Source organism: Paenibacillus caseinilyticus (assembly GCF_027533645.1).
Taxonomy (GTDB): domain Bacteria; phylum Bacillota; class Bacilli; order Paenibacillales; family NBRC-103111; genus Paenibacillus_G; species Paenibacillus_G caseinilyticus.
This window is the reverse complement of the sequence record NZ_JAQAGY010000035.1, coordinates 14,447-39,736: the sequence shown is the minus strand read 5'-3', so window position 1 is coordinate 39,736 and position 25,290 is coordinate 14,447. Positions and strand designations below refer to the sequence as shown.

At 59.6% G+C, this 25,290-nt stretch carries 19 protein-coding genes; 11 read left to right on the top strand and 8 right to left on the bottom strand.

The window, feature by feature from the left end; genetic code table 11:
• Window positions 1–64: 64 nt before the first annotated feature.
• Together O9H32_RS30925 and O9H32_RS30920 are read left to right on the top strand one after the other, a co-directional pair.
• Window positions 65–3,751 carry a non-ribosomal peptide synthetase family protein gene (locus O9H32_RS30925; protein ID WP_269869940.1) on the top strand — a complete coding sequence of 1,229 codons (3,687 nt, stop codon included), beginning with the start codon at window positions 65–67 and terminating at the stop codon, window positions 3,749–3,751.
• 194 nt (window positions 3,752–3,945) lie between these two features.
• On the top strand, window positions 3,946–4,101 hold the full coding sequence (locus O9H32_RS30920) for a DUF1540 domain-containing protein (protein WP_269869939.1): 156 nt from the start codon (window positions 3,946–3,948) through the stop codon (window positions 4,099–4,101).
• A gap of 357 nt (window positions 4,102–4,458) precedes the next feature.
• On the opposite strand, the gene O9H32_RS30915 is transcribed toward O9H32_RS30920, so the two are convergent.
• Window positions 4,459–5,664: an aminotransferase-like domain-containing protein gene (locus O9H32_RS30915; protein WP_269869938.1), complete on the bottom strand. Its 1,206-nt coding sequence runs from the start codon at window positions 5,662–5,664 to the stop codon at window positions 4,459–4,461.
• 251 nt (window positions 5,665–5,915) lie between these two features.
• Between O9H32_RS30915 and leuB the strand changes: the two genes are divergently transcribed.
• The 3 genes from leuB to gcvH all read left to right on the top strand — a co-directional run bounded on the left by leuB (window position 5,916) and on the right by gcvH (window position 8,305).
• Complete coding sequence (gene leuB / locus O9H32_RS30910) at window positions 5,916–6,995, top strand: 3-isopropylmalate dehydrogenase (RefSeq protein WP_269869937.1); 1,080 nt, start codon at window positions 5,916–5,918, stop codon at window positions 6,993–6,995.
• 257 nt (window positions 6,996–7,252) lie between these two features.
• A complete protein-coding gene (locus O9H32_RS30905) occupies window positions 7,253–7,801 on the top strand; it encodes a peroxiredoxin (protein WP_269869936.1) in 549 nt (182 codons plus the stop codon).
• Window positions 7,802–7,921: 120 nt separating this feature from the next.
• Window positions 7,922–8,305, top strand: a complete 384-nt coding sequence (gene gcvH, locus O9H32_RS30900) for a glycine cleavage system protein GcvH (protein WP_269869935.1) — start codon at window positions 7,922–7,924, stop codon at window positions 8,303–8,305.
• 256 nt (window positions 8,306–8,561) lie between these two features.
• Here the strand turns inward: gcvH and O9H32_RS30895 are convergent, their stop codons facing one another.
• The 5 genes from O9H32_RS30895 to O9H32_RS30875 all read right to left on the bottom strand — a co-directional run bounded on the left by O9H32_RS30895 (window position 8,562) and on the right by O9H32_RS30875 (window position 17,085).
• Window positions 8,562–10,541, bottom strand: coding sequence for a glycoside hydrolase family 15 protein (locus O9H32_RS30895; RefSeq protein WP_269869934.1), 1,980 nt, complete (start codon window positions 10,539–10,541; stop codon window positions 8,562–8,564).
• 309 nt (window positions 10,542–10,850) lie between these two features.
• Window positions 10,851–11,060 carry a KTSC domain-containing protein gene (locus tag O9H32_RS30890; RefSeq protein WP_269869933.1) on the bottom strand — a complete coding sequence of 70 codons (210 nt, stop codon included), beginning with the start codon at window positions 11,058–11,060 and terminating at the stop codon, window positions 10,851–10,853.
• Window positions 11,061–11,194: 134 nt separating this feature from the next.
• A complete protein-coding gene (locus tag O9H32_RS30885; protein ID WP_269869932.1) occupies window positions 11,195–13,600 on the bottom strand; it encodes a sugar phosphate nucleotidyltransferase in 2,406 nt (801 codons plus the stop codon).
• Between the two features lie 17 nt (window positions 13,601–13,617).
• Complete coding sequence (locus tag O9H32_RS30880) at window positions 13,618–16,572, bottom strand: 1,4-alpha-glucan branching protein domain-containing protein (protein ID WP_269869931.1); 2,955 nt, start codon at window positions 16,570–16,572, stop codon at window positions 13,618–13,620.
• A 12-nt stretch (window positions 16,573–16,584) separates the two neighbouring features.
• Window positions 16,585–17,085, bottom strand: coding sequence for a DUF4912 domain-containing protein (locus tag O9H32_RS30875; protein WP_269869955.1), 501 nt, complete (start codon window positions 17,083–17,085; stop codon window positions 16,585–16,587).
• Window positions 17,086–17,629: 544 nt separating this feature from the next.
• Between O9H32_RS30875 and O9H32_RS30870 the strand changes: the two genes are divergently transcribed.
• Window positions 17,630–18,058, top strand: coding sequence for a hypothetical protein (locus O9H32_RS30870; protein ID WP_269869930.1), 429 nt, complete (start codon window positions 17,630–17,632; stop codon window positions 18,056–18,058).
• A 15-nt stretch (window positions 18,059–18,073) separates the two neighbouring features.
• Here the strand turns inward: O9H32_RS30870 and O9H32_RS30865 are convergent, their stop codons facing one another.
• Complete coding sequence (locus O9H32_RS30865; protein ID WP_269869929.1) at window positions 18,074–18,256, bottom strand: hypothetical protein; 183 nt, start codon at window positions 18,254–18,256, stop codon at window positions 18,074–18,076.
• Window positions 18,257–18,450: 194 nt separating this feature from the next.
• On the opposite strand from O9H32_RS30865, the gene sigI reads away from it, so the two are divergent.
• Window positions 18,451–19,254: an RNA polymerase sigma factor SigI gene (gene sigI, locus O9H32_RS30860; protein WP_269869928.1), complete on the top strand. Its 804-nt coding sequence runs from the start codon at window positions 18,451–18,453 to the stop codon at window positions 19,252–19,254.
• Window positions 19,251–20,741 carry an anti-sigma factor domain-containing protein gene (locus O9H32_RS30855; protein ID WP_269869927.1) on the top strand — a complete coding sequence of 497 codons (1,491 nt, stop codon included), beginning with the start codon at window positions 19,251–19,253 and terminating at the stop codon, window positions 20,739–20,741. Before sigI ends, O9H32_RS30855 begins: the two co-directional genes overlap by 4 nt.
• 338 nt (window positions 20,742–21,079) lie before the next feature.
• On the opposite strand, the gene O9H32_RS30850 is transcribed toward O9H32_RS30855, so the two are convergent.
• Window positions 21,080–21,571, bottom strand: a complete 492-nt coding sequence (locus tag O9H32_RS30850) for a DinB family protein (protein ID WP_269869926.1) — start codon at window positions 21,569–21,571, stop codon at window positions 21,080–21,082.
• A gap of 218 nt (window positions 21,572–21,789) precedes the next feature.
• On the opposite strand from O9H32_RS30850, the gene O9H32_RS30845 reads away from it, so the two are divergent.
• The 3 genes from O9H32_RS30845 to O9H32_RS30835 all read left to right on the top strand — a co-directional run bounded on the left by O9H32_RS30845 (window position 21,790) and on the right by O9H32_RS30835 (window position 25,276).
• Complete coding sequence (locus O9H32_RS30845; protein ID WP_269869925.1) at window positions 21,790–22,362, top strand: CGNR zinc finger domain-containing protein; 573 nt, start codon at window positions 21,790–21,792, stop codon at window positions 22,360–22,362.
• A 166-nt stretch (window positions 22,363–22,528) separates the two neighbouring features.
• Complete coding sequence (locus tag O9H32_RS30840) at window positions 22,529–23,557, top strand: aldo/keto reductase (RefSeq protein WP_269869924.1); 1,029 nt, start codon at window positions 22,529–22,531, stop codon at window positions 23,555–23,557.
• Window positions 23,558–23,647: 90 nt separating this feature from the next.
• The gene (locus O9H32_RS30835; protein ID WP_269869923.1) at window positions 23,648–25,276 is read left to right on the top strand and encodes a leucyl aminopeptidase; all 1,629 of its coding nucleotides are present in this window, start codon (window positions 23,648–23,650) and stop codon (window positions 25,274–25,276) included.
• The last annotated feature ends 14 nt before the right edge of the window (window positions 25,277–25,290 follow it).

Genomic DNA, 25,290 nt, shown 5'->3' with positions numbered 1-25,290 from the left:
TACGATGCCCAGCCGACCCCCAGGCTACCCGGCCTCGGACATTACATCAAGGGAGACAAGCACCATGACATCGAAACCCCATCATCCATTGCAGGGAGCGCCCGAACTCGCGATTCTGCAGATTCCATTAGATTCTTCCCGCCGTACCCGTACATTCGAATACCAAAGCATGGCCATTGAGCTTCCCGGGGAACTCAGCGGTATGCTCAGCGGCGTAAGCCGGGATCAGGAAGCATTTCATCTGACCCTGACGGTTTTTGCTGCCTGGCTCTACCGGCTCTCCGGGGAGAAGGAGCTGACCATCGGCGTTGAAGCCGGCGGAGAGGCCCTCCTTCTGTCTCTTGAATTAGCACGTGGTCAAAAATTCAGCTCTCTTCAGCACAACATCCGGGAAGGTCTGGAGCGGGCGGAGAAGGCTTCCGTGGACGCTGTGGATACCTTGTTCCATTGGAACGCGCCCACTCATGCGGGTCCTGTTTCGCAGACCCTCCGCTTCGGCATTCAAACCTGCGAAGGACGCTCTTGCCTTCTGGCCGAGTATGATGCCTCGCTGCTCAAAGAGTCGACGCTTCGCCGGTATGCGGGATATTACGTGACTCTGCTCGAGACGGCCCTGACGTCGCCAGAGACCCCTTTTGGTGCAGTAGATATACTTACGGCGGAAGATGCCGAGCTCTATCGGCGGATGAACGATACCGCCGGGGCCTACCCGCTGGATATGACCATTCACGGCATGGTGGAGGAAGCAGCTGTCCGCTTCGGCGACCGGCCTGCGCTTTCTTCGAATGAAGGCCGCTATACTTACCGGGAACTGAACCGGCGCGCGAATCAGGTGGCTCATCTGCTGCTTGCCAAGGGGCTGAACAAAGGGGACTGTGTGGCAATCTATATGGAGCGCAGCCTCGATACCGTTGTATCTCTCCTCGGCGTACTGAAGGCAGGCGGTGTCTATGTGCCGGTCGATCCGGACCATCCGGAAGAACGCTGCCGTTATATCCTGGAGGATACAGCAGCTCCTTTGATCCTGACGAAATCATCGCTTCTGGAGAAAGCTAGCCGCCTCACGGAGCCCCTGGGAACTGTGAAGGAGTTCCTTCCGGTAGATGGGCCCGGGATGGAGCAGTACGGCGAAGCGAATCCGTCGGCGGATACGCAGCCGGATGATATGGCCTATATCATCTACACCTCCGGTTCGACGGGCAAACCGAAAGGCGCCATGATTGCGCACCGCGGCGTCGTCAACCTGGGAACCGCGATCCGGCGCGACTACGGCATTACGGAGTATGATGTACTGACGCAGTTCGCCACGTACAGCTTCGATGCTTCGGTATGGGACACGATCGGCGCTTTGTTCTCCGGGGCGGAGCTGTATCTCTTGTCGTCTGAGGAGCGTATATCGGTAGAGGCCTTTGCCGAAGCGGCTGAGAGATCCGGCACGACGATCATTGCGATTCTGCCTACGGTGTTCTTCAATCAACTCGCTGCTTATTTGTCGCAGGAAGGCTTCCGGCGGCTGGCGAAGGTGAGAACGATTATGGTCGGCGGCGAGGCGCTTTACGGCGAACAGGTACGGGGGTTCCAGCACAAGTTCGGCACGGGGATCCAGGTCGTGAACCTGTACGGCCCGACGGAGACGACGGTGGTAGCCACTTCCCATACGATCGAAGGCTATATTGCCGACGGCATGGCGAATGTCCCGATCGGCCGCCCGCTCCCGAACTACCGGATCTATCTGGTGAATGAGGAAGGACAGCTGTGTCCCGTAGGCGTACCAGGCGAGATGTATATTGCCACGGTGGGACGGGCCATAGGTTATTTGAATCAGCCCGAGAAGACGGCGGAGGCCTTCGTCCTCAGCCCGCTGGCTGACGGGGAGAAGGTGTACCGCTCGGGGGATATCGCCAAGCTGCTGGCGGACGGCACGATCGAATATGTGTCCCGGCGCGATTCCCAGATCAAGATCCGCGGCCACCGCATTGAGATCGGGGAGATCGAAGACAGCTTCGCCCAGTTCCCGAATGTGCAGGACGCCGTAGTGATCCCGAAGAAAGAGGGCGACGGCCAGAACATGCTCGTCGGATATTTCACCTCGAAGGATGGGGCCGCGATCCCGCCGGCGGAAGTCAAGCACTTCCTGGCCGAGAAGCTGCCGGGCACTTATGTGCCGAAGCATGTATGCCAGCTCGCCGAGATGCCGCTGTCGCCGACCGGCAAGATCGACCGCAAGAAGCTGGTGTCGTATGAGCATGCGGATGCGGCGGCGGAGAACAGCGCGGATTACATCGCGCCGGTTACGCCGATGCAGAAGCTGGCGGCTTCCGCTTGGCAGGAGTCGCTGCACATGGATAAGGTGGGGCTGCACGATTCGTTCTTTGAGATCGGCGGGGACTCGCTGATGGTCATTCAAGTATTGGTGCTCTTGAAGCCCCAGGTGCCGAGCCTGACGATCGGCGACCTCTTCCAATACAAGACGCTTGAAGAGCTGGCCCTGCGGATGGAGGAGCTCGTCCGCAGCGCACCGGCAGTGGAAACCAAATCGGCCGTATGGCAAGTGACCGATTTGAACGAGCACCCGGTCGAAGTCGCCACCCCGGCTCCATGGGCAGGCAACCACGCTCCTTCCCATATTCTGCTGACGGGCAGCACCGGGTATCTCGGCTCCCATCTGCTCTATGATCTGCTGCAGCACAGCGAGGCGAAAGTCTATGCCCTGGTGCGCAAGCCTTCCGCAGGGACAGCCAGACAGCGGCTCGAGGAGCTCATGAGCTGGTACTTCGGCGGGGATGTGCTTGGTGCGATGAGCGGGCGCGTCGAGGTAGTCGAAGGCGACTTGGAGCAGCCGCGCCTGGGCCTAGCCGCAAGCGATTGGGATAGGCTCGCCGGCTGCGTCGATGCCATCCTCCATGCGGCTGCCGATGTGCGCCACTTCGGGGACAGCGCACAGTTCGAGAAGACCAATGTACTTGGAACGAAATATTTGCTCGAGCTGGCCGAATCGAAGCCGGGTGTGCGGTTCCACCATGTCTCCACCCTGGGGGTACCGGAGGATCTGCTCCTCAGCGGCCAGTGGGAAGAGGTACTTCGCGTGAGCGAGTTCTCGCCGGAGCTGCGGCTCGAAAATCTGTATACGAACAGCAAGCTCGAGGCGGAGAAGCTGGTCTACGAAGCGGCGAAGCGCGGAGTGGCCGTCAATGTGTACCGGGCGGGCAACCTGACCTGCCACTCGGAAACCGGCAGATTCCAGCGGAATATCGACAGCAACGCGTTCTACCGGATGTTCAAAGCGATGTTCTTGCTCGGCAAAGCACCGAAGGCGAACTGGTACGTCGACTTCACGCCGATCGATTATGCCAGCCGTTCGATCGTCCATCTGGCCTTCCGTGAAGATACGGTCGGTCGGACCTTCCACATATGCAACCCGGAGCAGATCCTCTACTCCGACCTGATCGAGATGATTCGGGACTGCGGCTATGAGGTCGAAACGATAGAGTTCCAGCGGTATATGGACTGGCTGTTCGATGCAGGCATTCCGAAGCCGGCCGAAGCGCTGCAGCTGGCGATGGCGCAGCTCGAAGGCGACGGGGCCAAAGACTCGGAGGTCCGCTACGGCTGCACAGTGACGTCTGCCTTCCTGCGCGGCACGGACATTGCCTGTCCGCCGGCCGGCCAAGAGTTCATCCGGCTGATGCTTCAGTATGCAGCGGAGATCGGGTATTTCCCGCAGGGGACGAATCATTTGCAGCGGGCATAAGGAACGATTCCATCGTATCGAAGGTTTATGATCGAACGACCAAAGGAGGGCATGCCGCGGGCATGTCCTTTTTTTTGGACATCGCACAAAATTCATCACGCAGAGTTCATTCTGTCTTATCGCACGGGGCAGAAGGTATGAAAGAACAGGGAGTCTGCCCATCCTAGAGAAGAGAGAGAGGAGGTGGACAGACCATGGCACAAGACGTACTTTGTGAAGTGAACTCCTGTAAATACTGGGCGGCGGGCAACAAATGCAGCGCTTCCGCCATCTATGTAGTAAGTCATCGAGGCAGACAAGCGAGAGATTCGGAAGAAACGGATTGCAAGACGTTCGAACCGAAGCTGTAACGACGGTCCATTTGGGATTATAGGACACTAGGAAGAACGGACGACGGCGGCCTGCGGGCTGCCGTTTTATCTTGCGATACTAGAATGTATATCTCACCGGAGCTCGACCCTGTCTTCTGGTATTTCTTAATCAACACGCATCGTTCTTGAAGGAAGACGAAGCCGTTCTCGCTGTCAGAAAGTATAAGGAGAGCATAGGCGTGTGTTTATCTCCATGCGCCGTTGTCTCCCTTCTTTTGCAAGTATAACCAAGAATGATTCTTATTATCACTAGGATTGCGGATCAACCTGGAGCAGAACAAAAAATCCGGCAGCCGAGGTATCTCGGGCTGCCGGATCGCTCCGTTCCTTGCAGAATCAGTGTGCCGCTGCCGCCTGCATGTTCTTCAGGGCGCGGTCGAGGCGGTCGAAAGCCATGACCATCTGCTCGCTGTCGGTATGCGTAAAGTTCAGACGCATCGTATTGTACTGCGGCTGGTCCGCGAAGAAGGCGATGCCCGGTACGAAGGCGACGCCTTCCTCGACGGCGTACTTCATGAGCTGCTGGGTATCGATGCCCTCCGGCATCTCGACCCAGACGAACATGCCGCCTTGCGGCTCGAGGAAGCGCATGCCTTCCCAGTTCTTCGAACGGAGGAGACCGACCATCTGGCGCATCCGTGCTTCGTACTCGGTACGGATGAGGTCGATGTGGGCATACAAGTCGAAGTTCTCCATGAGCGCATGCAGCGCCTGCTGGTCCATCGTGCTCGAATGCAGGTCTGCGGCCTGCTTCGCCCGCGTCATATGGGTGATAACGTTCTGGTCTCCCACGACCCATCCCGTGCGCAGGGCGGGAGCGACGATTTTGGAGAAGGTGCTCGTATACACGACCGGACTGCCGTTCGCTTCCCCGGCCAGCGAGAAGATGGAAGGATAGGCCTCATCCCCGCCGCCGAACCGCAGCTCGCCGTACGGATCGTCTTCGAGGATCAGCACGCCGTGACGGCGGCAGATGTCGAGCGTGCCCTGCCGGCGTTCGGGGCTCCAGGCTTTGCCCGTCGGATTGGCGAAGGTCGGGATCACATACACCATCTTGGGCGAGTGCGCCTGAATTTTGCCCTCGAGGTCACCCAGGTTCATGCCGTCCGCATCGCAGTCCACCGAGATGATCTGGGCCTTGCGCGACTGGAATACTTGGATGGCGGCCAGATACGTCGGTTTCTCGACGAGGATGACGTCGCCCGGATCGATATATACACGCGTAAGCAGGTCGATCGCCTGCTGGGATCCCGTAGTGAGCAGCATATTGTCGATAGGGGCATGGATGCCCTTGCGCTCCAGATGCTTCGACAAGCTCTGGCGCAGCGGTGTGAAGCCCTCGGTCAGGCCGTACTGCAGCACCCCTTTGCCCTGCTCGAAGACTCGGGTGAAGGCCGCTTGGACCGCATCCAGCGGAAAGAACTGCTCGTTCGGCAGGCCGCCTGCCAGAGAAATGATCGACTTGCCCTGCGTCAGCTTAAGAATCTCGCGCACGGCGGAGGATTTGAAGCTTTCGATGGTATCGGAGAAACGGTAGTCCATGGCGTAAGGCTCCTTTATAGTGACTTTACAGTTAGGTGAAGTGGAGTTTCGGCGTTCATATGTGTTCATTTTAATGCTTTGCCCGGCGAAAGACAACTTGCAGCACCGGCGGCGGTTTTTGAGCCGATCTGCTGCTAAGGGAGGAGTGTCTATAGTCATTACCTATGAAGATGATAGATTTTATATCTTTGTCAGTGGGGGCGCAAGTATGCTACAACTGAGGTAATGACAACCACTAGGAGTTGAAACGCATGGCAGAAGTCAAAAAAATCGCCGTGATCGCGGGCGACGGGATCGGTCCCGAAGTCGTAGCGGAGGCAATCAAGGTCATGAAGAAGACCGAGGAAGTGTTCGGCCTTTCTTTCGAATTCGAACATGGACTTTTCGGCGGTATCGCCATTGACGAGAAGGGCACCCCGCTGCCCCAAGATACGCTGGAGATGTGCAAGAAGTCCGATGCCGTGCTGCTCGGCGCCGTAGGCGGACCGAAGTGGGACAACAACTCGAAGGAGCTGCGTCCGGAGACGGGCCTGCTCGGCATCCGCAAGGAGCTCGGCCTTTTCTCCAACATCCGTCCGGCGACGGTGTTCGACTGCCTCAAGGAAGCGTCGACGCTGAAGCCCGAAGTGCTCGAAGGCACGGACCTGATCGTCGTGCGCGAGCTCACCGGCGGCATCTACTTCGGCGAGAAGTTCCGCCGGGAAGGCGCGAACGGCGAGGAAGCCGTCGATACATGCGTCTACAACGTGACGGAGATCGAACGGATCGTGCGCCAAGCGTTCGAGATCGCCCGTACGCGCAGCAAGCGTCTGGCTTCCGTCGATAAGGCCAACGTGCTCGAAACCTCCCGTCTGTGGAGAGAAACGGTGAACCGTCTGGCAGCCGACTATCCGGACGTGGAACTGGAGCACGTGCTTGTCGATAACTGTGCGATGCAGCTCCTCCGCCGCCCATCTTCCTTCGACGTCATCGTGACGGAGAACATGTTCGGCGACATCCTCAGCGACGAGGCGGCGATGCTGACCGGTTCCATCGGGATGCTGAGCTCCGCTTCCCTCGGCGAAGGCGCCTTCGGCCTCTATGAGCCGGTACACGGCTCCGCACCGGATATCGCGGGCCAGGGCATCTCGAATCCGATCGCAACGATCCTGTCCGTAGCGCTGATGTACCGCCTGACCTTCGGTTACCACGAAGCAGCCGAGGCGATCGAGCGTGCGGTGAAAGAAGTGCTGGATGCCGGCCACCGGACAGGCGATATTGCTGTCGACAAGGCATCGGCCATCGGTACGACCGCGATGGGCGAGCTCATCGTGAATGCGGTACGCAAGTAAGGATGACGAAGGGATAATGGCGTGAATCGTTAACGCCCCCAGTCATTAACCTCATACCTGACAGCAGGATGAACTCTTGAGAACAGCCGTTTCTTAAGGGTTCTTCCTTTTGTTTATATTTGTGTCCAAATCGTGTCAGATTATAATAATTATTAAAATAAAATTAGTTTAAACATTGACTGGCATTCGCCGATAATGGTAGGATTTATAACGTGATCACCAATTACGGTAAACCTTATTTTAGGGAGGAAATTTCCATGTCTCAACGTTTGGTAGGTAAACAAGCTCCAGACTTCACACTGCAAACTGTCTCCGGTGACGGTAAAGAATTCGGTCAAGTATCCCTGTCCGATTACAGCGGCAAATGGCTCGTTCTGTTCTTCTACCCGCTGGACTTCACATTCGTATGCCCGACTGAAATTACGGCCATCAGCGATGCTGCTGCCCAGTTCAAAGAAGTAGACGCTGAAATCCTCGGCGTATCCGTGGACAGCATTCACTCCCACCGCGCTTGGATCAACACGCCAGTGGACCAAAACGGCCTGGGCCAGCTGAACTTCCCTCTGGCTGCCGACATCACGAAGCAAGTTGCCCGTGACTACGGCGTCCTGATCGAAGAAGAAGGCATCGCGCTTCGCGGTCTGTTCATCATCAACCCAGAAGGCGAACTGCAGTACCAAGTGGTACACCACAACAACGTGGGCCGCAGCGTAGAAGAAACGCTCCGCGTTCTCGAAGCTCTGCAGTCCGGCGGCCTGTGCCCGATCGGCTGGAAAAAAGGCGACGAGCACCTCGTAGCGAAGTAAGTTCCAAAGTCTTAGATAAGGCTCCGATCTCCCTCGGCCTGCCCCTGTTTTTGGGCGGGTCAGAGGGTTTTTGGCTTCAAGGATAGGTTAAGCTGGGGAAGAGGGGAGCGGTGCCTGTATATGGATATCATACCAGGATTGAAGTACAGTGAAACGCACGAGTGGATTCGGGTTGAAGGCAGCCGGGCGGTGATCGGCCTGACCGATTTTGCACAGGAAGAGTTCGGCATGATCGTCTTCGTAGAGCTTCCGGAAGTGGGAGAAGAACTGAAGGCGGGGCAGCCGATCGGCAGTATGGAATCCGTCAAGACGGTGACGGAGATGTATGCGCCGGTGAGCGGTAAGGTGCTGGAGGTCAATCCCAAGCTGACCGCCAACCCTAGCCTCATTAACATGGCGCCCTACGGTGACGGATGGCTGCTGGTAGTGGAGATGAGCGATCAGGCGGAGCTGGAGCGCCTGTGGGATGCGGACAAGTACGAACAAACCTATGTGCACGAATAGAGAGGCAGCCTGAGCTCATCGGCCTGCAGGTATTCCTTTCTTGAGAGGAAGGTCGGCTGCGCAGGGCATGATCCGATTCGGCCCGTATCCTCACAATATAAGAAACCACCCCATTCTCCGGCTTAGGCCGGGAATGGGGTGGTTTTTGTGCACATACTAGAATTTATATCTGCCAGAGCTCGATCCTGTCTTCTTGCATCTCTTAATAAAGGCGCATCGTCCTTGTAAAGGACGATGCGCCTTTATCTTATTCTCGCTAGGCCTGCTTGCCCGCGGAGGAGAGCAGCTTCTTGTACTTCTCCGTATATTTGACGACGGACAGCACGTAGGTGGCATGCGACCAGGTGAGCGGGGCCACGGAAACCGGTCCCCCGTCGAACGGATCGAGCTGCTCGGGGAGCACGCCGCTTTCCATCGCATGCTTCACGACCCACTCCAATGTCCGGCGCGGCGATTCGAGGTCCGCAAGCGTCTTCGCGCACTCGATCTCCCACTCGGCAATCCAGAGAGTGCAGATGATCCACGGGTTGCCGGGAATGTTCTCGATATCCGAGGAGCGCTGGAAGTAGTAGTCGTGATGGTAGCGGGCCACCCCGCCGATCTCGGTCTTGATCGTGAGTCCGTCGCGGTTGGCCTTCATCGTCGAAGCGACACGGGGATCGTCCGCCGGGAGCACACCGAATTCGAAGATGCCGTATACGCTGCTCTCCAGCGTCTTATCCTGGGTCCAGACGCCGCCGTCGAGGTATAGCCCGCGGACGAAGCGGCCTTCTTCCTCATCGTAGAGGTGCTTGAGGATGCCGGCTTTGATCTTCTCCGCCGTATGGCGGTAACGGCTCGAGCGTTCCTCGTCGCCGAACAGGGAGCAGAAGTTCGCGGCCGCGATCAGACCGCCGTACACGGCCGAAGCCGTAAAGGTGAAGATGCCGTACCGTTCCTCCCACAGATCGTAGCTCGGTTTCGGCAGGTTCAGATCGTGCTCGATGTAGCTCGACATGAAGCGGGCCGCCCGGCGGATCAGGGTGCGGTACAATGACTGCGGCAATTCGATCACTCCGTGGCGCTCGTAGTCCTGCCACAGGGCGAAGAGCACAAGGGCTGTCTCATCCTCCTGGATCGGCAGCTGCATGTTGCCTCCGTTGAGATAGGGGTGCCAAGAGGAGCCGACCGTGCCGTCCGGGTTGTACTTGTGATGCAGGTACCCTTCGGGCGACAGGCCGTTCGCACAGAAGTGGAAGAACGGCGTAATCATGCCCTGGTAGCCCGCCATCGACATCGCGTATGCGATCAAGGCGCCGTCCCTGGGCCACATGTAGCTGTAATGGTCGCGGTTCGACTGCATGATCTCCGAGTCGTTGGCGGCGATGATCGCCCCGTTGACGTCGGTCTGCGTGCGGACCATCAGGAGGCTGTGCTTGTAGAGGCGGATGACCTCCTCGGGCAGGTTGCCGTAGTCCCGCTCGGACTTGTTGACCCAGCGCTGCCAGTAGATCTGGGTCCGGTCGAGCAGCTTGCCCGGATGGCTGTCTTTGACGTAGGCGTCGAGCTTCTTCACCTCTTCGAGGTTCTTGCCTGCCGTCATCCAGTAGTAGAGCGTCTCCTCCGAGAGGGGAGGCACATGCATCCGGACGGATACTGTGCTGTCCACCGAGCCTTGGGCGATGGCGTTGCCCATGAGATGGCCGTCTTCGGCGTCGCGCCATGTGCCTTCGGCATTATAGAACCGCTTCACGCCCGTTGTATATTGATAGAGTCCTTCCGTTCCGGCGAGGCCGTTGAACATGAAGTACCGGTCTTTTTTGTAATGAAATACGGTGTTGTTCTGCGGATAGTAAGCGGCCGTATCGCCGACTTCGGTCTCGTTGATCACAAGATCCTGGTTGAAGAACATGCGCACCTCGCGCACTTGGTCCCAGTGGTTGTGGACCGTTACGCGCTTCAGATAAATATCTTCCCTCTGGTGGACGCCGTCGTTGATCACGAGGGTAATCCCGAGGTGATAGTGCGTGGCCTTGACCTCCGTGACCAGCGAATCTTCTACGTACGAAAGCTCAAAGCTCCAGTCCGGGTCCGACAGCCAGGAGAACGCGCCGTCCACCCACAGACCGACTCTGCACTGATAGCCGCCGACGTGGTTCAATTGCCCTACATAAGGATAATACAGGTCGCGCATGTACGTATGGCGGTCCAGATTGATCAAGAACTTCCCGTTTCCGATGACTAACTGTCTAGGCAATGGTTCCACATCCTTTTCTATCCGGTATGCTTTCTCTATCTTAAGAGTACCTTTTTATGCCAATGGGGTCAACGGATGAAAATATAATGAAAACGTATGGAGACCAGGGTTGGGAGGGATGCGCCGGCTCCGCTGCGGCGGCGGCCTGCCTGCGGTCAACTCCTAAGACACTCTCACTATTAACCTACTATTTCCGCTTTGAAGAAAACTATACGGCCGAAAAAAAGAATCTCCGGCCCGGAAGCGGAGATTCTGGGATGGCGCCGATCACCCGAAGAGGCCGGACCCCGGAAGAAGGAGCGCTCCAGGTTATCCCTCGGCGATCGGTCCGCCCACGGCCGTCATCTTCATGACCAGATCGTACCGGTTCGGGGATTGCAGCAGGAGCTGGTACTGGTCCGGCTGCACGCCGCTGCAGGTATAGGTCTGGCCGGTATGGTACTGGATATGCATTTGCGAAGCCTGGTCGTCATACCTCACATAGGCAATCTGTTTGGAGGGGATCGGAATCAGCTTCATGAGACATCTCCTTCCGGGATAGGGGATTCTTCCGTACGGATGGCATGGCGCGGCGCGCGGCTGCGGGATTCCCGCACGGGCCGCGTAGCGGCCGAAGCCGCCCGCCGTGTTCGCCAGGTCACTATACCTTATGCTTACTCCAGAAAATTTAGAATATGGCCCCGGTAGTGCTCGAGCAGCTCGGAGACATGCTGCGCGTGTTCCCCTTGGGCCACGACGCTGAAGAGGGGCTCATCGGCATCGGGAAGCAGCAGCACCGATCCTCCGTCATGATAGAACTTAATGCCGTCAATGAGATCGACCTGCTGCCCCTGTGTCCGTTCCATCATGCGCCTCATCACGTGTCCCTTGCGGTCCCACGGACAGCCGACCGTCTCCCGCTGGAGATGAAACGAGGGGATCAGGGAGAGCAGGCCATGAAGCGGAACGCCGCTGCGGTGCATGTTGCATACGATGAGGCCTGCAGCGAACAAGGCATCATAGAGCGGGTGCAGCGCCATGCTGCCGGAGACCTCCATGATGCTGCGCAGATGCTCCTTGGTGCGCACCACCCGGCAGCCGAGCCCGCCAGCCAGGCTCTCTAGCAGCTGGGGGGCGCTGACCGGTGCGCCTATGGAGCTGCCCGGGAAGCTGTGGAAGTAGGAGAGATACTGCAGCAGCGTCAGCTTGTCTCTGGAGACGGACTCACCTTCGGCGGTCACGAGGCTCATCTCCCGCCCGTCGCCGCCGAGCCAGAGGCCGAGATCGGCCTGGAGCCGGGGGACCAGGGCTGCAAGGTCATCCCTCTGCGATGCCTCCGGCAGGTGGACGGCTTCGCAGGCGAGCGCGCGGAGCAGCGGATGCAGCAGCCGGAAGACGTCCGGCCGCGCCGAGACCGCCACCCGCAGCGGACTCGCTTCGTCCGCCGGGCCGTCCAGCCGGGCCGCCCCCGCTACCGACTGGACATAGAGCTCGGTCAGCGTCTCGTCCTGATGATAGCTCCCGACCTCTTCGTGGGAGACCCTCCCGTAGTCTTCCTGCCAGAAGGCATGGTCCACTTTGCGTTCGGCACGCCTTGCGAGCGGCAGGCCCTCGCCGTCGAAGCATTCGAAGGTGCAGAGGGCGCCATCCCCGCTGACGGAGAGATGGATGCCGCCTGCGGTACTCAGCTGCCGGACGGCAAACCGGGCGACCGGCGGAAGGACGAAACCGAGGTCGATGACATGGACCCCGGCAGAACGCAGGGCGGCGGTGACCGCGGCTTTCATGATCTCGGCGAAGTCTCCGGCAGAGCAGGAGACCGTCAGCGCCTGTCCCAGCGCGAGAACCGACCCGTACGCGGCAGCGAAGCGGGCCGCGAACTCGGGCGTCATCTCGGCATTCGGCGTGCCGGATACGACGCCTGACCGGTAGAGGGAGCTTCGCGAGGTATCGCCCCAGATCAGGGAGGCATTCAGCTGGGCGTTCTCCGCGACCTGCTTCTTCGGCCAGATCTTCACGCCGGGATGCACGACGGCCTTGGGGCCGATGGTGCAGTGGCTGCCGACTACGCTGCCGTCGCCGAAGCTGGCGGCAGCCCGGGAGACGATCCGGGAGCCGAGCGTGGTGCCGAGGAGCTCGCTGCCTTCGGCGATCCGGTTGTAATCCCAGAGGATGGCGCGCCCGAGAATGCTGCCGTCCGCCACATGGTTCCCGCGGCCGACGATGCAGTATTCCCCGATCTCCACCCCATGGCCGACCCGGGTGCCGTCTCCGATATAGGCCGGACCGCCGAGCTTCGCTCCCGGGGAGACGGACACATCCTCGCCGGCATAGATACCGGGAGCGATCTCCTGCCCATGGATCCGGACTTGGGCCCGTCCGTCCAGCATATCGAACTGGGTCTGCCTGTACTGCTGCAGGCTGCCAATATCGGACCAGTACCCGTCCGCCACATAGGCGTACAAGGGCAGTCCTTGGGCCAGCAGGTCCGGGAAGAGCTGGTTGCTGAAGTCGTACTCGGTGCCCGCTTCGAAGCGGTCCAATACTTCGGGCTCCAGAATGTAGATTCCCGTATTCACCGTATCGCTGAATACTTCCCCCCAGGAAGGCTTCTCGAGGAAGCGCAGCACCCGCCCGTCCTCGCCGGCCATCACCACGCCGTAATCCAGTGGGTGCTCGGCCGGTGTCAGGACGAGGGTGGCCAGCGCCCCCTTGGCCTTATGGAAGCTGACGGCGGCGGTTAAGTCGAAATCCGTCAGGGCGTCCCCGCTGATCACGATGAACGATTCATCGAGAAACTCCCGGGCGTTCCTGACGCTGCCGGCCGTGCCGAGAGGGACGGTTTCTTCAAAATAGCGGATCCGGACGCCATGGTCTTGTCCGTCCCCGAAATAATCGCGTATGACGTCCGGCAAATATTGAAGGGTTACGGCGATATCTTCGATCCCGTGGGCAAGCAGCAGCTCGATCATGTATTCCATACAGGGGCGGCCGGCCAGAGGCACCATAGGTTTCGGGACATGGCAGGTTAAGGGTCGGAGCCGGGTTCCTTTGCCCCCTGCCATAATGACGGCTTTCATTGGCTAACACTCCCTTGTTATTTGGGTACCAGCGATATCGCGTCGGGGGAATCGGCCGGCCGAGCTGCAGCCTGTACCGGCTCCTGATAATGGGTCAAGCCGCGGTAAGTCCGGGCGGTCTCTTCGGCGATACGGTCCCACGTGTAGAGGGCCTGCAGCTTGGCGTACGCTTGCTCCGCCATGCGGCTGCCGAGCCCGGGGTCCAACAGCAGCTCGCTGACATGCCAGGCGAGCGAATCGACATGGCCGGGAAGCGCCCGGTAGCCGTCCACGCCGTGTTCGACCATGTCGGCGAGACCGCCCGTATCGGAGAGAACGACCGGGCGCCGGTGCTTCATCGCCTCCAGCGCCACAATGCCGAACGGCTCGTAATGGCTCGGAATCACGCAGACGTCTGCAGCCCGGTAGAGCAGCTCCTTCGTCGGGTCATCCACGAAGCCGGTGAAGCGGACCTTCTCGCCCAGGTGGGCGGACAGCCCGCGCAGCGGACCTTCCATGGGCCCTGCCCCGCCGATGAACAGCACGGTGTCCGGCGCGGCGGACAGGATGGAAGGCATGGCGTGAATGAGCGTCTGGACGCCTTTCTCGAAGACGAGCCGCCCGATGAAGAAGAGCACGCGCCTGCCTTCCACGCCGAGCTGCCTTTTGGCGTCCTCCGAATCGTTCTCCGCCGGTGCAACTTTATCCAGCCGGACCCCGTTAGGAAAGACATGTAGCTTGTCATCCGGTGGATGGAACAGGCCCTGGATTTCTTGCTTCATATAAGGACTGCAGACGATCACCTGGTCGGCGTCTCTGGTCAGTGCGCCCTCCAGCCGGTGGATGGCTTCGGACAGCGGGGAGGACAGGCGTCCGCCATGGCGCCCCCACTCGGTCGCGTGGATCGTGGCGATCATCGGCAGGCCGAAGCTCATCTTGATCTCGCGCGCGGTGTGGTAGACCATCCAGTCATGCGCATGGAGCAGGTCGATCCGTCCTCCGTGTTCTTTCCAATTCACCAGATAATCCGTCATGGCCAGATTCATCTCGAAGGTCCAATGATAAAAGTCGGTATCGTAGGAGTGCTGCACCGGAACCCGGTGGATGTACACGCCATTCTTGACTTCGAAATAAGGGGCTCCATCATGCGAGCTCGTCACAACATGCACGATTTGGCCGCGGGCCGCGAGAGCTTCCGACAGGTCGCAGACGGCACGGGAAAGCCCGCCGACGGACTTCGGCGGATATTCCCAGGCGAGCATGAACACGTTCGGCCGGTCCGCGGTGGCCGCGAGCAGCGCCTTCCACTGCCCCGGGTCCGGGATCAAAGGATTGGGCGACGTGCGGCAGACGCTGGCATAGTCCCGGTAGTCCACTGCGGGGAACAGGTTGTCCTTCGCCTCCAGCTCGGCCACGTAAGCTTCGTCCAGGCTTCCTGATTCGATGCCGTCGCACAGGAGCCGGAAGCAGCCGAGATGGTCCTTGGTCCTCCGGCAGGCATAGTCCACCACGGTCTTCGAATCCATGATGAACGCCCAGTCGCTGCTCTGCGCGAGCATCAGCTCGCGGGCGGCCTGGTTCAGCGCACGCTTCAGAAGCCCGGCGCTTAACCCGTCGCGGTTCTCCAAGTGTTCGTGCATCGTGGCCAGCCGGACCATCCGCATCTCTGCCTCGTGCAGGTGGGGATAGATCCAGTCATTGACCCCCTGCAGCCACACTTCGGCGGTGGAGCTGCGGCCCCAGCTCGATTCGTTCACTTTGCCGGTATCGGCTACCGGATATTCCTTGAGATAGCCCGACGGCGTGATGAGGGCCAGCTCGTGCTGGTCATAGAAGATCTTCCGGCACAGCATCTCGATCCACAGGGGGCCCTCATACCACCAGTGGCCGAACAATTCGGCGTCGTAGGGCGAGACGATGACCGGACGCCGGTCCAGGTGGGCATACCCATGCTCCGCCTGCTTCTGCCGGTTATAGAGGAAGTTGCCGGCATGCTCGGCCGCCCGCTCCCGGGCCCACTCGGGATTGTACGGCTCCCGGTGGTTCCCCCGGCCCGTGATCCGGTAGTACTTGATGCCCGTATTCACGCGTTCGTGGGTCGGCAGCACATAAGGGCGGATATGCTCCCACTCCTCGGGATCGTTCCAGCCGAGGTCCCATCCGATGTCCCGGTAATACTCGCGGTAGTTATAATCGCCGGGATAGCCGTTCTGTGAGCTCCATACCTGCTGCGACGATTCGGGATCGCGCGGGAATGCGGTGACCCCGTACGGCGTCATCAGCGGCGCATAGAGCTCCCGGTTCGGTCTTGGGGTGGCATAGGCCACAGCGGAGGAATCGGTGAAGAAGAAGTCGATGCCGCAGCTCTTCAGGATCCGGTCGATGCCGGGGGTGAAGCCGCATTCCGGCAGCCAGATCCCCCGCGGTCTGCAGCCGAAGTGCCGCTCGTAATCCCGCACGGCGGTAAGGATCTGCGCCCGGATCGATTCTTCGGTCTTCATCAGCGGCAGGAAGCCGTGAGTCGCCGCGCAGGTGATAATCTCGAGCTTGCCGAGATCCTGATACGCCTTGAACCGCCTAACGATATTACGGCCGGCCCCTTCGTAGACCTGCTGCAGCGTGCGGAACCGCTCCGCATACATCCGGGCGAGCGGGAGCAGCCGGGGGTCCTCCCGCAGCCGGGCCGTCTCCTTGTCCGCCAGTTCGATCAGCTTGCCCAGATGGTCCGCGTAGCGCTGCTGCATCAGCGGATCGCTGCACAGCGACAAAAGGGTAGGCGTCATGGAGAAGGTGAGCCGGAAGTCGACGCCGTCCGCGTGCAGGCGGTCGAACATTTCGACCATCGGCAGGTAGGTCTCCGTCATCGCTTCATGGAACCAGCGCTCTTCGAGATCGTCATCCCGGTCATCATGCCGGATATAAGGAAGATGGGCATGCAGAACCAGAGCCAGGTAGCCCTTCAGCTCCGGCTTCGGCTTTACGCGGTTGATCATAAACGCGTGACCTCATTTCATACAGTTGGAATAAGCATTGAAATTCTCGAAGTCATGGGGACGGAGCAGCCCATGGACTCTGCCGGGTTCGCGGACCTCCTCTACGGTGGAGACGAGCGGGGCTCCCCAGCCGGCCGGCCGGTCTCTCGGCGTCATCACCGCATTCGAGCGCAGGAGCGGGATGAACTGGCCCTCCGGCGTGGAGATGCCGAAGTCGGCGATATAGACCGTGCCGGCTTCCACCTCATGTATGTACCAAGAGGAGGCGCCGGGCATCGTCTCGATCTGCCGGAATCCGTGAGCATTGTGTCCATTAAAATAAACGGCGGTAACGTCATAGATCCGAAGGGATGTGGCGAGCGCGCCGTAATCGCTTTGGAAATGCTGCGAGCAGAGCCAGCGCTTGCGGTTGCTGACCTCCCAGTACGTGAAGAGGGTATGGGGCCCTTGTGTCAGCAGCTGGATTCGGTCGTGATGATAGCGCCCCGGTATCTCATAACCCGAGAGAGGCATGGAGTTCAAGCGGGATCCCCCCTTCTTTCCCTGAGGTCCAGGGAAGGCTCATCCGATAAGAATCACCTACATAAGAATAACGGTCCCTTACAGAATTTGCAGAAGAATGGGAATTTATGCGGGGCAGAGCGCCGTTCATGCTTCGGCCGAAGGGAAGGGCAATCAGCGGATATCGGGTAGGAGGTCCCGGAAACTTGGGGCAGGGGGCCCCCGTGGAAGGTTTTTCCTGGACCGTTTTTTGGCATAAAAAGAGGATTCTTGGTGGCGGAAGTCGAATACGTGTGACGGTGCCTGCCTATGCGGGACTCCATCCAGAATCTAGACGCGGTTTCCCTCTGAAAGAACATACAGGATTGTCCGATATAGTAGTTAGAGCGATAGAACAGCGGGGAATGAGGCGCAAACGCCGCCCCGGCAGCTGCAGACCCTACTTCGGGTCACGCCGTGTTCGCAACAACCAATCCAACCTACTCAGGGGACTCCAAGCGGAAGCGTCGGCTTCTCCTTCGGGCGACCTGCCATACAAGAACAGGGGGCAATTTCGATGAGTTTCTGCTGCGGAGCCAGCATGCTTGGAACAAAGGGGACATTGAAACACATCCGGACCCAAATTCATAATGTGCCGCTGTTATTCTGCCCGGTATGCCATCGTGTCGAGGTGCATCATCTGGTGGAGAACGAATATGAGATCCTGGCGGAGTACGCCCATGGCGACGGAGCACCGGAAGTGGACTTCCATGAATATGTGGATCAAAGAGACCAGTCCGAACTCTACGAGAATTGCGTGAACCATGAGAACGAAGATCCGTTCGATGTCGTCCGCAGCCAGATCGATATGGCGCTGGATCTGCTCACCGTAGCCAAGGAAATCGGGGATACCGAGTGGGAAGTACAGCTTAAGAAACGATTGAACGTGCTGAGCCAGCGGCGCAGCAAGCTCAAGAATAAGAAAACCATGCGGGGCCTCTCGTAGGTTACCGTCCGACTTCTAAATCAGTGTCCTCATCCGATCGCCTGTCTGCGGGGCGGACGGGCAGCGGTCCCAAGCGGCCCTGCACGTCCGTCCGCTCTGCGCTTCCGCCGCATTCATGGCTCTCATGGTGCTGTGCCGCGCAATCAGCGGCCCCGCCTGCAGAACAAGCGGCCGGCGGGGGACCTTTTTTTGTTGCATGCACCTTGGGTGCAAAAGTCCGGTCTCTTCGCATCAGCGCACACGGCAGGCCGGATGCCTGCATGGATGCGCCGCGTGCCGGCACAGGCGGAGGCCCGCCGGAGAACAGGCTCAAAATGTTGGCCGGGCCTCTGCCCGCTGACCCCCGTAATCGCACCCGGGACAGCGAAAATTTGTAGTGTGAGGTGGAACGATTGCTGCTCGTTTTATTTAAGAAATTTCTAGGAAAACGCCAGTCTCACCACCCGGAACCCGCGGATACACCGGAGGAAATCGTCATTCGCATTCAAGAGGGTGATTTGCGCCTGCGCAACCAGTTCATTACGGATTACCAGCCGTATGTTGCAAAGGTAACCAGCCGATTCTGTAAACGCTACGTGGACCCGTCGCGCGACGATGAGTTCAGCATCGCGCTCAGCGGTTTCAACGAAGCGATCAATCAATTCTCTCCGCAGGCCGGGCGCTCTTTCCTCGGCTTCGCGGAGCAGGTCATGCGCCGGCGGCTGATCGACTATGTCCGCAAGGAGCAGCGCTTCTCCCAGCAGCTGCCTTACAGCGCCTTCGATGTAGAGGACGAAGAGGACAATGTCGTCAATCCGGTCGAGGTGCACCAGGCGATCGAGCAGTACGAGAAGCAGCGGGGCATGGAAGAGCGCCGCGGCGAGATTATGGACCTGAACCGGGCACTCACCGAGTTCGGCATCCAGTTCGCGGATCTCGTCGATGCTTCCCCGAAGCACGACGATTCGCGGCAGGCGTTGTTCGGCATAGCGAAGAAGCTGTCGTCGGATACGGAACTCATGCGGCTTATGTTGACCAAGCGGATGCTGCCGATCAAGGAGCTGCTCGACATCGCCGGCGTATCGCGCAAGACGCTCGAACGCAACCGCAAGTTCATTATCGCTGTATCACTGGTCTATCACGGGCCGTTCCCGTACCTTAGAGATTATCTCCACATCAAAGACCAACCGGAAGAAGAAGGGGGGGACGCACATTGAACAAGGGGATCGTGATGGAAATCACGGAGAAAAACCTGATCGTCATGCGGCCGGACGGCAAGTTCGACCGGGTGCCGCGACGTAAGCGCTCCTGCGAGATCGGCGAAGAGATCGTCTACGCGGAAGAAAGCGGGGGCTGGCGTACGCCGTCTGCTGCTGCACGTTCGGCCATGGCGGCCGCGGTTATTTTCTGTATCGTGCTGTTCGCTTCCTGGGGCGGCAAGCTGGGCAGTCCGGACGTCGTCGCCTATGTCTCCATGGATATCAACCCGAGCATTGAGATGGGGATCGATATCGAGGAGAACGTGCTCGAGCTCCGCGGGCTGAACGAAGACGGCAACGCGCTGATCGAGAACGTCGATTACCAGGGCAAGAAGCTGGAGAACGTAACCGATGTGCTGCTCGACAGGGCGGAGAAGAAGCCTCTGGCGACGGGTGAAGCGGAGATTGTCATTGCCTCGACCGTCGTCGGTACCAATCCAGCGATGAACGATGAGGCTATTGCCGAGAAAGTCAAACAGCAGGTGACGAAGCATATCGAGGCCGTGCATCCGGACCAGACGCAGACTTATCAGGTGGCCGCGTTCGCCGCGCCGCAGGAAGTCCGGGAAGAAGCAGCGAAGAACGGAGTCTCCGCCGGCAAATATACGGTATATCTCAATGCGAAAAACAACGGGACGGATGTCACGCTGCAGGAGCTCAGAGAGAAGTCTGTGCTGAGAATCTCCAAGGAGAAGCCGGAAGTGGCGGAGGTCATCAAGAAGGACCGTCTGCCGACCAAGGAAGCGATGAAAGAGCTCGTGAAGGAAGAAAAAGCGGGCAGGCTGGACAAGAAGCTGCAGGAGCAGAAAGAAAAGCAGACCGGCGGGAACAAGAACGGGACCTCGGCGAAACCGGCGTCAGGCGGTAAAAACGACAAGGATGACGACGGGGACGACGAGAAGAAGAGCAATAACAGCAGCAACAGCCATTCGAAAAAGCCGGAATCTTCCGGCTCATCGAACGTGCCTGGTGTAAACAAACAAACCCAAAGCGGCCGGGATGACGAGAAGAAGAACGGCGGTGCGAAGAACGGAGCCGGATCTTCTTCCGGCAAGACGTCCGGCAAAAGCGACGATAAAGATAAAGACAAAGAGAAAGATGGCGCAGGCCGGTCGAAGGAAGACGCGAAGAAGGAAGAGGAACGCCGGAAAGAAGAAGCAGCCGAGCGTTCCGAAGAGTGGAAGAAGAAGCAGGAAGAGCAACGCAAGAAGGCGGAAGAGGCCAAGGAACAGGTCGAAGACGCGCTGAAGAAGAAGCAGGAAGAAGCCCGCAAGGAGCTCGAGAGACAGAAAGAAGAGCAGAAACAGCGGGATGAGCTGAAGAAGAAAGAAGAAGAGCAAACGAAGAAGGAAGAGCAAAAGAAGAAAGAAGAGCAGGAAAAGAAAGAAAGCAAAAAAAATGAAGAAAAGCCGAAGAAAGATCAGCGGGAGAAAGACGAATCTTAATCCGGATCCGGAAGGACCGGCCGGAGTAAACGATATCCGGGCCATCGGAAGGAAAAGAACCGGATAGATAAAAGCAGGATTCACGGCCATAAGCAAGCCCCTCTGCCCGTTAAGGGTGTAGAGGGGCATTTTGTTTTGAAAGCGATTACATAGAGTCACTACCTTGGGAAGCGCGGAAGGAGATAGAGGAACTGCCGGCGGCTGTCCGGTTCTGCCGGAGCGGCGGTCTGCCTGCTGGAGAACCGGGAGCAGCCGGCGGTTGTCCGGCAGCGGAAGAGCCGGGTATGCAGAGTCCCGGAGCAGCCGGCTTATCCCGCTTGGTTGCCTCACGCCGCCTGTTATTCGAAGGATCGGCGGGCCGGCCAGGAGCCCCGAAGCTTACGGAGGAGCACAATCTGTCCGGTATGGTATGCATCATGGTTCGTGAGCGCCTTCACCCACAAGTCCAGCTCTTTGTCCGGCGTCCGGTTCTCCCACTCTTCGTCCGACAGCACCGCCAGCTCTTGACGGATGGAAGCGTGCACGGCTTGCAGCTTGGCGAAAGTGGTTTGCCAGGAGCCTCCTTCCGTGCCCCGTGGCTCGAAGGTATCGTCATTCGTCACACCCTCCGGGTTCTTGGTCTCTTCGCCGGTCAGGCGTTTCAAGAGGCGTTCTTTATAGAACAGCAGGTGTTCGAGATTCTCGCGGATCGTATTGGCCGCGGCGCCTTCGGGACGCCACGATGCTTCTTCCTCCGTCAGGTCCTTCAGCACGTCGCGCAGGGGAGGATACCAGTCCTCCCGGTCCAGACAGTGGTCCCATCCGTGCAGCAGCAGGTCGGTCTTGTTCATGAGCGTGCAGCCTCCTTGGCCCTAAAGGGATTGGATTGTGTGGTGTGAGCGGATTCTCCTTGTGTTGATGTAACCAGTTATAATGTTAATGAACGTTACAAAATTAGTGTAGCACACCCTGGAAAATCATGCAAGTAACTGGTATTGGTCTGATTTGATTGTTACAATAGTAAAAATAGACAGCGGTACATCATGAAGGGCAAGCGGGGTCGAAGGTTATGATATGGGACGATTTTTTGAACAGCGAATGGCATGATTGGCGGGGCAGCGGCCGAAGTGAAGACCGGCTGGAGAAGTACGAATGGATCCGGGAGTGGCTGGACGAGCACAAGCTGGAGGCCGGAGGGCCGCCGGACAAGGAAGAGCTTGAAGCGCTGAAGGGGCTGCGCCGCCTTATGCAGGAGATGGTGCGGTGTCTGGTCTCGGGAGCTGCGCTTACCGAAGGGATGCTGGATGAGTTCAACCGGGTATTGGCGGAGGAGGCGGTGCTGCGCCGGCTTGTCCGGAGCGGGGAAGCGTACCGCCTGGAGCACGAGACGCCGAGCCGGTCCTGGGTCTCCGTGATGGCCGAGACGGCGGCTTCCTTCGCCGGCATCCTGGCAGACGGCGATCCCACGCGGATCCGAATCTGCGAGAACCGGGACTGCCGCTGGATCTATTATGACGATACGCGCAACCGGTCCAAGCGGTATTGCGACGATAAATTGTGCGGCAATCTTATGAAGGTGCGCCGGTTCCGGGCCCGGAAGAAAGCCGAGGCTGCGGGCGAAGGCGGCGCACCCCGGGAATAACGGGCGCAAGCCTTGCTTCTTCCCGCTTCCAGCAGGCTCGTTTGCAGCGCGCGGGATAGGGGCAGATGAGCGGGGCACCGTCTGTTTTTTTGGCAGGGATTGGACTATAATGGTCACAAGAGTGCACGAGCACATGCATGTGGAGAAAAAAGGAGCGTTGTCTACGATGCGTTATACGATCTTCGGCAGTACAGGCTGCCGTGTGTCTTCCCTGGGGTTCGGGGCGATGAATCTTCCCGGCGTGCCGCTGGAGCAGGCGCGGGAGACCTTGAATTATGCGCTGGATCACGGAATTACCTATATCGACACTGCAGCAGGATACCGCAACAGCGAAGAAATTATTGGCGAGTGCATCTCGCACCGCCGTTCCGAATATTTTTTGGCCACGAAGACGGCGAAGCGCGATTATGCGGGAGCGCTGGAGGAGATCGAGCGCAGTTTGACCCGGATGAGAACCGATGTCATCGATCTTCTGCAGATTCACTACGTCAATACGGTTCAGGATTTTAAAGCGGCGATGGGTGAAAACGGGGCCTATCAGGCTGCCCTGGAGATGAAGCGACGGGGTCATGTACGGTTCATCGGGTTGACCGGGCACCGGCCGGAGCTGCTCGCCAAGTGGATCGCGAAGGGACAGTTCGATCAAGTGCTGTTCCATCTCAGTCTCGTCCAACCGTTCGCGCTGGACGAACTGATCCCGGAGCTGACCCGGCTGAATATGGGCAAAACTGCGATGAAACCGCTCTCGGGCGGGTTCGTACAGCCTGTATCGAAAGCCATCCGGTATCCGTACAGCCAGGATGTGCATACGACGATATCGGGCATGGTCTCCGTGGCTGAGGTGCAAGAGAACATCGCAGCGATGGAAGCCGAGATAGCGGAGGAAGAGAAGACCGAGCTGGAAGCGCTGGCAAGGGAGCTCGGCAGCCATAACTGCCGGCGCTGCAACTACTGCTCCTGTCCGGTCGACGTGAAGATTCCGGATGTCATGATCTCAAGCCAGATCCGGCGGACGCTCGGCCTGCTGCCGAAGGGCAGCGATTTCTACGAGAAGCAGCGGGAGCCCATCGTCTCCTGTGCGGATCACGAGCCATGCCGGGAGAAGCCGCTCTGCGAACAGCAATGCCCCTATCATCTGCCGATTCAGCAGATGGTAACGGAGGCGGCCCATCTCTATGGGAAGACCACGGCTTAGCGTAAGGTTCATACCGAAGGCCCCGGCGGGGCATATCAATGAATAAATAAGATAGGCTCGCCGTTGGGGCAAGGGCCGAGGAGGACAGGCATGGAGCAGCAAGAGCTGGAACGTATCGTTACGCAGGAACTTAGCCTGCGCATCCGGGTTATCCCGGAAGAGCCCAAAGGGCCGCAGGGAGAGGCTGGAACGGGGCCGGAGGCAGGAACGGCGCTGGTACTCTTCCTTGCGGAGCAGGAAGGGGAAGCCTTGGCGGCGGAGGCCGGAGCCGCAGGCCTGCCGGAGGCACTGCAGCACGAGGTTCGCTCGCTTGCGGCGCGCGGCGTGTTCACGGGCCGCCTCGGCGAAGCGGCGGCCCTGCCGACGCTCGGCCTGCTGCCGGGCTATCAGGCCGTGCTGCTCTGCGGGCTCGGCGAAGCCGCCCGCAGCGGGGCGGCGGACGCCTGGCGCGACGCCGGCGTCTACGCGGCACGCGCCGCGCACGCGCAAGGGCTTGGGCGCCTAGCGGCGCCGCTGCCGCGCGACGGGCGCGCGGCTTCGCGCGAGCTGGCGGAGGCGCTCGCGCTGGGGCTCTGGCTCGGCGCGTACCGCCTGCCGAGCTTTGCCCGCGGCAGCGGGGCGCAGCCACCGCAGCCTGCGCTGCAGGAGGCCGTCCTGCTCGGCGGGACGGCCGGGGAGGCCGCGCTCGCAGAGCTGGAGCGCGCGGTGGATGCCGCGTATGCCGCTGCACTGGCGGTATGCGCGGCGAGGGACCTGACCAACCTGCCCGGCAACTATCTTGTGCCGGACACGCTGGCCCGCATCGCCCAGGGCCTGGCGGCCCGCTATGGGCTGGAGTGCGAGGTGCTGGATGAACACGGCATCCGCGGGAAGGGCATGGGCGGACTCAATGCGGTCGGTGCCGGCAGCGTTCATCCGCCCCGGATGATCACGGTCCGCGTCCGCGGCGCAGGCGAGAGTGGCGAGGTGCTCGGGCTCGTCGGCAAAGGTATCACCTTCGACACGGGGGGCATCTCGCTGAAGAAGCCTGAAGGCATGGAGGAGATGATCAGCGACATGGGCGGGGCCGCCGTCCTGCTGGGCCTGCTGCATCTGCTGGGACGCCGCCGGCCGGACCGGGACGTGGTGATCGTGATTCCTTCCGCCGAGAACATGCCGTCGGGCGCTGCGTTCAAGCCGGGCGACATTCTCACCGTCATGAACGGCCAGACGGTCGAAGTGCTGAACACCGATGCCGAAGGCCGAGTGGTACTGGCCGATGGGGTGCTCTATGCCAAGGAGCTTGGGGCGACTCTGCTGATTGATGTCGCTACGCTGACAGGTTCCGTGCTCATGAGTTTTGCGGATGTGGCTACAGGGGCGGTCGCGAATCATGAACCGCTGCTGGGAGAGGTACTGGCTGCCGCTAACCGGGCAGGGGAGAAAGTGTGGCCGCTGCCGAATTATCCGGAATACCGCGAGATGCTCCGCAGCTCGGTCGCCGACATTAAGAATTCCTCTTCGAAGGACCGCTGGGCGGGCTGCATTACGGCCGGGTTGTTTATCGGTTATTTTGCGGGGGAGACGCCTTGGGTCCACCTCGATACCGGCGGGACGGCTTGGCTGTGGAGTCCACGGGGGACCGAGCCTGCCGGCGGTACGGGCGCTATGGTGCGTACGCTTGCCGAGTATCTCTATCCTGGGGATGGCCGGAATGCGGGGGAGCCTTTGTCCCCATGAAAAAAAGCGGCCCC

Bases quoted from the DNA above. Each gene is read 5' to 3' on its own strand.
- O9H32_RS30925 (WP_269869940.1), top strand. From the start codon at position 65: ATGACATCGAAACCCCATCATCCATTGCAGGGAGCGCCCGAACTCGCG.
- O9H32_RS30920 (WP_269869939.1), top strand. From the start codon at position 3,946: ATGGCACAAGACGTACTTTGTGAAGTGAACTCCTGTAAATACTGGGCG.
- O9H32_RS30915 (WP_269869938.1), bottom strand. From the start codon at position 5,664: ATGGACTACCGTTTCTCCGATACCATCGAAAGCTTCAAATCCTCCGCC.
- leuB (WP_269869937.1), top strand. From the start codon at position 5,916: ATGGCAGAAGTCAAAAAAATCGCCGTGATCGCGGGCGACGGGATCGGT.
- O9H32_RS30905 (WP_269869936.1), top strand. From the start codon at position 7,253: ATGTCTCAACGTTTGGTAGGTAAACAAGCTCCAGACTTCACACTGCAA.
- gcvH (WP_269869935.1), top strand. From the start codon at position 7,922: ATGGATATCATACCAGGATTGAAGTACAGTGAAACGCACGAGTGGATT.
- O9H32_RS30890 (WP_269869933.1), bottom strand. From the start codon at position 11,060: ATGAAGCTGATTCCGATCCCCTCCAAACAGATTGCCTATGTGAGGTAT.
- O9H32_RS30885 (WP_269869932.1), bottom strand. From the start codon at position 13,600: ATGAAAGCCGTCATTATGGCAGGGGGCAAAGGAACCCGGCTCCGACCC.
- O9H32_RS30880 (WP_269869931.1), bottom strand. From the start codon at position 16,572: ATGATCAACCGCGTAAAGCCGAAGCCGGAGCTGAAGGGCTACCTGGCT.
- O9H32_RS30875 (WP_269869955.1), bottom strand. From the start codon at position 17,085: ATGCCTCTCTCGGGTTATGAGATACCGGGGCGCTATCATCACGACCGA.
- O9H32_RS30870 (WP_269869930.1), top strand. From the start codon at position 17,630: ATGAGTTTCTGCTGCGGAGCCAGCATGCTTGGAACAAAGGGGACATTG.
- O9H32_RS30865 (WP_269869929.1), bottom strand. From the start codon at position 18,256: ATGCAACAAAAAAAGGTCCCCCGCCGGCCGCTTGTTCTGCAGGCGGGG.
- O9H32_RS30850 (WP_269869926.1), bottom strand. From the start codon at position 21,571: ATGAACAAGACCGACCTGCTGCTGCACGGATGGGACCACTGTCTGGAC.
- O9H32_RS30845 (WP_269869925.1), top strand. From the start codon at position 21,790: ATGATATGGGACGATTTTTTGAACAGCGAATGGCATGATTGGCGGGGC.
- O9H32_RS30840 (WP_269869924.1), top strand. From the start codon at position 22,529: ATGCGTTATACGATCTTCGGCAGTACAGGCTGCCGTGTGTCTTCCCTG.
- O9H32_RS30835 (WP_269869923.1), top strand. From the start codon at position 23,648: ATGGAGCAGCAAGAGCTGGAACGTATCGTTACGCAGGAACTTAGCCTG.